The following is a 6,569-nucleotide window of genomic DNA, read 5'->3' as shown; positions in this document are numbered from 1 at the left end:
CCGGGAGTTGGAAAAACATCTATTGGTAAATCTATAGCCAAAGCTCTTGGCAGAGAATATGTGCGAATGTCGTTAGGCGGTTTACGTGATGAAGCCGAAATTCGAGGACATCGTAAGACCTATATTGGGGCTATGCCCGGAAGAATTTTGCAAAACATAAAGAAAGCCGGTACTTCCAATCCTGTTTTTGTTTTAGATGAGATTGACAAATTATCGGTAAGTCATACCGGAGATCCCTCTTCGGCTTTGTTGGAAGTTTTAGATCCGGAACAAAATAAAGAGTTCTATGATAATTTCCTGGAAATGGGTTATGACTTATCTAAAGTGATGTTCATTGCAACTTCCAATACCATGTCTACCATACAGCCGGCTCTGAAAGATCGAATGGAGGTAATTAAAATGACAGGATATACTTTAGAAGAAAAAGTTGAAATTGCCAGACAACATTTATTCCCTAAACAATTGAAAGAACACGGTCTCACTTCCAAAGATTTGAGTATTGGTAAACGTCAATTGGAAAAAATTGTAGAAGGATATACCCGAGAATCCGGTGTTCGTTCTTTGGAACAAAAATTAGCTCAAATAATTCGATTTGCAGCCAAATCGGTAGCCATGGAAGAAGAATACAATACCAAAGTTACCGATGAGGATATCATTAAAACTTTGGGAGCACCTAGATTGGAAAGAGATAAATCTGAGGGTAATGATGTGGCCGGCGTGGTAACCGGTTTAGCATGGACAAGTGTGGGTGGTGATATTTTATTCATAGAATCTCTTATTTCCAAAGGAAAAGGAGGATTAACCTTGACCGGAAATTTGGGAACCGTAATGAAAGAATCGGCTACTATTGCTATGGAATACATTAAGTCTAATGCCGAAATGTTTGGAATTAACCCGGAGGTGTTGCAAAATTATAACATTCACATCCACGTTCCGGAAGGAGCTACACCCAAAGACGGACCAAGTGCCGGTATTGCTATGTTAACTTCGTTGGTTTCGGTTTTGACTCAGAAAAGAGTAAAAAAGAATTTGGCTATGACAGGTGAGATAACACTTAGAGGCAAAGTTTTACCTGTTGGCGGAATTAAAGAAAAAATTTTAGCGGCAAAGAGAGCCAATATCAAAGAAATCATTTTATGCCATGAGAATAAATTTGATATTGATGAAATCAAAGCCGAGTATATAGAAGGTCTAACTTTTCATTACGTCAGAGACATGAGTGAAGTAATTGCCATTGCAATTACCAATCAAAAGGTTAAAAATGCTAAGAAATTAAATTAAAAACAGAAATAAAAAAATGGTGAAGTTTCTTTACCATTTTTTTTTGAAGTTTATCAAGTCCAAAATAAAAATAATATCTTCGCATTTCCGTTATTGAATAAGCTAATTGATAAATCTGCCTAATGTTTAGAGTTGTTTTGTGTTTGTTTGTTTTATGCTGCTGTATGAAAGGATACAGTCAGATAGGCGGTCAATCGGTTTATCAGTTTCTAAATTTGGTTACCTCACCTCGTCAAGCGGCATTGGGAGGTAAGGTTATCACACATTTTGATTACGATGTAAATGCCGCTCAATTCAATCCGGCTAGTATTAATACCGAAATGGACAATCACTTGTCTGTAAATTACGGGAACTATTTTGGCGAAATCACCTACGGAACGGCTTCTTATGCTTACACATACGATCGTCACGTTCAAACGTTTCACGCCGGTGTAAACTATGTTAATTATGGTACTTTTGAGGGTAGAGATGAACTGGGTGGACTCACTTCAGATTTTACCGGAAGTGAAATAGCTTTGTCATTTGGTTACAGTTACAATATCCCTTTTTCTGATTTTTATCTAGGAGCCAATGCCAAATTGATATCTTCTACTTTAGAAAGTTACAATTCTTTTGGTGGAGCATTAGATTTAGGAGCTCTTTACATTGATACAGATAACGATATTCATTATGCACTCGTAATTCGAAATATAGGGACTCAATTTACAACCTATGCGGGTGAACGTGAGAAGTTGCCTTTAGAAATTTTGCTGGGAATTTCTCAAGAAGTAGAAAATGTTCCTATTAGATGGCATGTTACTTTAGAAAACTTACAACAATGGAATATTGCGTTTTCAAATCCCGCACGAGCTCAAGGAAATTTAGATGGTGGGACTCAAGAGGAAAAGGTTTCATTTTTTAATAATGCGTTACGTCATTTAATTTTGGGAGCCGAACTCTTCCCGGGTAAAGGTTTTAATATTAGGGTAGGGTATAATTTTCGGAGAAGTGAAGAATTACGTATTGTAGATCAACGTCATTTTTCCGGAATATCTGCCGGTTTCAGTTTAAAAATTAATAAAATTCGTTTTGATTATTCCTATTCCAGATATACTTTAGCCGCAAACACCAGTCTTTTTGGATTGATGATTAATTTGCAATAAAATCGTGAATACATAGAAAATTAATCCAGAAAAAAGAAAAAGTATCTTAGTAACTTAGTACCCAAAAAATGAATCACATTACCATTGCTATAGACGGATTTTCATCCACCGGAAAAAGTACTTTAGCCAAACAACTAGCCAAACATTTAGGTTATGTCTATGTAGATACCGGAGCTATGTATCGTGCCGTTACTTATTTTGCAATGCAAAACCATTGGGTTGGAGAAGATTTCCTGGACGCAAAAGCATTAGTTAATGGTTTGCCGAAAATAAAACTTCATTTTCAGTTTAATGCTAATTTAGGTTTTGCCGAAATGTATTTGAATGATGTGAACGTGGAAAACGAAATCAGATCTATTGAAGTTTCCAGATTGGTTAGTAAAGTTGCCGAGATTTCTGAAGTTCGAACCAAATTGGTAGAACAACAACAAGAAATGGGGAAAAATAAAGGTATCGTGATGGACGGTCGAGATATTGGAACTGTAGTTTTTCCGGATGCCGAACTCAAATTATTTATGACTGCCAGTGCTCACACGCGTGCGAAAAGACGATTCGATGAATTAATAGAAAAAGGTCAAAAAGTATCGTATGAAGAAGTTTTACAAAATGTTGAAGAACGTGATTATATTGATACCCATCGAGAGGATTCGCCTTTGGTTAAAGCCCAAGATGCAATTGAAATTGATAATTCAACTTTGACCAAAAAAGAACAATTTGATTTGGTTTTAGATTTAATCTACAAATTTCATAACGATTAAGTATCATTTTCTCTGATAGAGCAATCAATACTTTCCATTTTTACGTATATGATTTTCAGGAATCAATTTGTATTTTTGAAATTATAAAAAGTTACTATGAAAATCGTTATATCGCCAGCCAAATCTTTAGATTACGAATCTCCCATCCCGGTAGACAAAGCCACACAATTTTGTTTTTTAAAAGAAGCTCAACAAATTAATACATTGTTGAAAAAGCAAAAGCCTAAACAATTAATGGAATTGATGGATATATCCGATAAATTGGCCGATTTGAATTGGCAACGCAACCAAGAGCGTGATTTGGATAATTTTACTCCTGAAAATTCTCGTCAAGCGATATATGCTTTTAACGGAGATGTGTATATTGGTTTGGATATCAAAACTTTACCAGTTGAAAAAATAGACGTTTTGCAAGATAAACTCCGCATTTTGTCCGGATTGTATGGTTTGTTGAAACCGTTAGATTTGATGCAGCCGTATCGATTGGAAATGGGAACCAAATTTCCGATAGGTAAAAGCAAGAATTTGTATGAGTTTTGGAAAGCCAAAATCACCAAGCAATTGAACAGCGAATTGCAAAAAGACGAACTTTTTATCAACTTAGCCAGTAACGAATATTTTGATGCAGTGGATGTGAAAGCCTTAAAAGTCCCCGTCATCACTCCCGAATTCAAAGACTACAAAGACGGAAAATTAAAAATGATTAGTTTTTTTGCCAAAAAAGCGAGAGGCATGATGGTGCGATACATCATTGATACCAATGCCGAAACCATTGGCGATCTCAAAGGTTTCAATTACGAAGGCTATGCCTTTGATGCGAATTTGAGCAAGGGAAATAAGTTAGTGTTTACGAGGTAGATTGGTTTTAGTTTCAAGTTTGCTTCGCCAGTCGCCTTTTAGGCTCGTGTCAGGTTTCAAGTTTGGTATTCTGTTTAGAATTGCAAGTTTGAAGTAATAAATCCGCTTTTGTCCTTTATAGCGAAGCTATCAAAATCTGTGAAAATCTGCGTTTGCGAAGCAATCCGTCCCGATAGCTATCGGGATCCGTGTTTCAATTAAGAATTAGTTTCTTTCACCTCCAAAACATACCCAATCCCATGAACATTCGTCAACTTAATGCTTTCATCCTCACTCAACTTTTTGCGTAATTTGGAAATATACGTATCCAAACTTCTCCCCACAAAAACCCCATGATCTTCCCAAACTTTTTTGGAAAGTTCTTCTCGTTTGATGATTTTATTGGGATTGGCTACAAAAAGCGTCAACAATTCCACTTCTTTTTTGGAAAGACTGATTTCTGTTCCTTCAGTCATTAATTTATTTTCTTCAGGATAAAATTGCAATTTGCCAATTGCAATTCCATTTTCACTAAGATTTTCCTTGGTTTGTTGTTTTACAATATCCTTTTTGAAGAAGAAGTAAATTGCCGCAAACAAACTGATAATTAATAGAAGTATCCAATGATATGGAGTTGTATTCGGTTTTAAATTCACAAATTGTACTTCAATAGAATAGCAATTTTGTGGTAAAATTCGACCGCTACACGGAATAATGTCTTTACTAATGGCATTACTTTTTTGATAACTGTACGCTACCTCAAAATCGCGACATTGTTTTACTTCAATTTGATAAAGTGGATGAAGATTCGCTTTTTTGAAACTATTTTCCACAATAGAAACCAAACTATCCGGATGAATGGTCAGTTCTTTTTCAAATGTAAGTTGGTATTTTGAATCATTACTTTTTTTTACAGGCAAAATGAGCGAAGTACTATCGCCATTTGCTAATAACAATTTATTACCCACATCTCGCAAGGCAATTTTTGTCAATGCTGTTTCAACCTCACGGTTATTTTGATAAGTGAGTAGTAGCAAAGCTGATAAAAGGGCAATCAAAAGACTACCGTAAAAAAATAGTTTTCGTGTATTCATAGGTTTGGCAAAGAACATACTATTTTGTGATTTTTTAAAACTGTTGACACTTTTTTTACCTATTTTTTACATTTTAAACAATTGATACGGCTAGTTTTACATTGAAATTCAAGAACAATGGATTTCAAAATAATCATTTAAAATCATCCCTCATGAACAACAGTTTCTTTTTAGGTTTATTCCTTCTTTCGTTCAATTACAATTGTGCGGAGGTCAACTCTCAAGATTTGGCTCAAAACAACAAAGCGGTTGACAGCGTATATGTTGGGCCAACTCATTTTAGCGATGATCTGGTAAAAGAAGATCCGCTTTACACCACAATTATTCGCATTGACAAACAAAGCGATAAGGAACATGTACTTTCCATTCAAATGAATCTGAAGAAGAATGGCTATTTTGTTTCGCCTACAGAACTCGGTTCTTTTACAGGAAAATTTACGATTGTACTTACCGAACCGCAACATTTGCAAACCAATGGTGCCATCATCGAAACCCCTTTATCAAAAGTGGATGAAAACGAAGGTTTTGTTAAATGGGTTCGACAAAACACGCATTACAAACAATCGTTAAAAGTCCTAACCAACGAAAATTTTGAAGTCTATGGCTATATCCAATTTACGATTGAACCACGTTGCACGTTAGAAAAAATTCCGTTTATTCTTTCGTATGGGGATGGAAAATTGAGTGTGAAGAGGGATGGGTGTTAACTGTTGTCGGTTGACTGTTGTCGGTTGACTGTTGTCGGTTGTCTGTTCTCAGTTGTCAGTTCTCAGTAGTAATAAGAAAAAAAATAGTATTTAATCCTTTATTAATATGAAAAAAATTATTTCAATACCCATCCTTACGTTGGTAATAGTAGGCGGATTGGTGTTTAGCTTTACACAGTTCAACAACGACAAAATTACCAATAATGAAATTAAAACAGAGACTCCTAAAAAGCCAAAACAAAAGCCCCTTTCAGCGGAGGAAAGAAAAGCAGAATTGAAAAAATGGGAGGCAAGTCCGGATGGGATGGCATTCAAAAAATGGGAAACCTCTCCTGTGGGACAAAAAGTGATTGCCGCTTCGGCCAAAATTAGACAACCCGTTAAAAATTTTACACCCATGGAAGCCGTTGTTACATCACTTTCGCTACCGCCTGGCTCAAGATTGGGATTTGGAATGATGATAGCAATAGAAGGCGAGGAGTATATTCTTTCTTTTGGCATTGAACAACCCGGTAACAATAGTTTGAACTTAAAAAGAGAATTTGACCTATTGCGAATGCTAAAAGTAAACGACAAAATACAAATTAAAAGTCATAACATTTCAAAAGCTCCAAAATATGATTTTCCTATTATAGCTGGTGATTTTGTGGAAAAAGAGGGTGAAGTTATTTATGAAAGGATGTTACGGAAAGATGGGTGTTAAGGAAATAAATTATGAAATATAGTTAGAAGTGTATACTTTTTCTGAGA

At 35.5% G+C, this 6,569-nt stretch carries 7 protein-coding genes; 6 read left to right on the top strand and 1 reads right to left on the bottom strand.

Features of this window, described 5'->3' with window-relative positions:
• The 4 genes from lon to yaaA form a co-directional block, all read left to right on the top strand.
• Window positions 1–1,281 (top strand): endopeptidase La (lon, locus tag V7M80_RS06710; protein WP_333694935.1); only part of this gene is annotated, 1,281 nt, incomplete at its 5' end.
• Between the two features lie 122 nt (window positions 1,282–1,403).
• Window positions 1,404–2,423 (top strand): type IX secretion system protein PorQ, encoded by a 1,020-nt coding sequence (porQ, locus tag V7M80_RS06705; RefSeq protein ID WP_333694934.1) that lies wholly within the window; start codon window positions 1,404–1,406, stop codon window positions 2,421–2,423.
• Window positions 2,424–2,491: 68 nt separating this feature from the next.
• The gene (gene cmk, locus V7M80_RS06700; protein ID WP_333694932.1) at window positions 2,492–3,181 is read left to right on the top strand and encodes a (d)CMP kinase; all 690 of its coding nucleotides are present in this window, start codon (window positions 2,492–2,494) and stop codon (window positions 3,179–3,181) included.
• A 96-nt stretch (window positions 3,182–3,277) separates the two neighbouring features.
• Window positions 3,278–4,039 carry a peroxide stress protein YaaA gene (yaaA, locus tag V7M80_RS06695; protein WP_333694930.1) on the top strand — a complete coding sequence of 254 codons (762 nt, stop codon included), beginning with the start codon at window positions 3,278–3,280 and terminating at the stop codon, window positions 4,037–4,039.
• Between the two features lie 197 nt (window positions 4,040–4,236).
• On the opposite strand, the gene V7M80_RS06690 is transcribed toward yaaA, so the two are convergent.
• The gene (locus V7M80_RS06690; RefSeq protein WP_333694928.1) at window positions 4,237–5,112 is read right to left on the bottom strand and encodes a winged helix-turn-helix domain-containing protein; all 876 of its coding nucleotides are present in this window, start codon (window positions 5,110–5,112) and stop codon (window positions 4,237–4,239) included.
• 152 nt (window positions 5,113–5,264) lie between these two features.
• On the opposite strand from V7M80_RS06690, the gene V7M80_RS06685 reads away from it, so the two are divergent.
• Both V7M80_RS06685 and V7M80_RS06680 read left to right on the top strand, forming a co-directional pair.
• Window positions 5,265–5,819 carry a hypothetical protein gene (locus V7M80_RS06685; RefSeq protein WP_333694926.1) on the top strand — a complete coding sequence of 185 codons (555 nt, stop codon included), beginning with the start codon at window positions 5,265–5,267 and terminating at the stop codon, window positions 5,817–5,819.
• 106 nt (window positions 5,820–5,925) lie between these two features.
• A complete protein-coding gene (locus V7M80_RS06680; protein ID WP_333694925.1) occupies window positions 5,926–6,522 on the top strand; it encodes a hypothetical protein in 597 nt (198 codons plus the stop codon).
• Window positions 6,523–6,569 lie beyond the last annotated feature (47 nt).

Source organism: Flavobacterium sp. (assembly GCF_036759525.1).
Taxonomy (GTDB): domain Bacteria; phylum Bacteroidota; class Bacteroidia; order Flavobacteriales; family Flavobacteriaceae; genus Flavobacterium.
Note: the sequence above shows the minus strand (reverse complement) of the source record. Positions and strands in the feature narration are given on the sequence as shown.

Excerpts from the sequence above, each read along its gene's own strand:
- cmk (WP_333694932.1), top strand. The coding sequence starts at position 2,492 with ATGAATCACATTACCATTGCTATAGACGGATTTTCATCCACCGGAAAA.
- V7M80_RS06680 (WP_333694925.1), top strand. The coding sequence starts at position 5,926 with ATGAAAAAAATTATTTCAATACCCATCCTTACGTTGGTAATAGTAGGC.
- V7M80_RS06685 (WP_333694926.1), top strand. The coding sequence starts at position 5,265 with ATGAACAACAGTTTCTTTTTAGGTTTATTCCTTCTTTCGTTCAATTAC.
- porQ (WP_333694934.1), top strand. The coding sequence starts at position 1,404 with ATGTTTAGAGTTGTTTTGTGTTTGTTTGTTTTATGCTGCTGTATGAAA.
- yaaA (WP_333694930.1), top strand. The coding sequence starts at position 3,278 with ATGAAAATCGTTATATCGCCAGCCAAATCTTTAGATTACGAATCTCCC.
- V7M80_RS06690 (WP_333694928.1), bottom strand. The coding sequence starts at position 5,112 with ATGAATACACGAAAACTATTTTTTTACGGTAGTCTTTTGATTGCCCTT.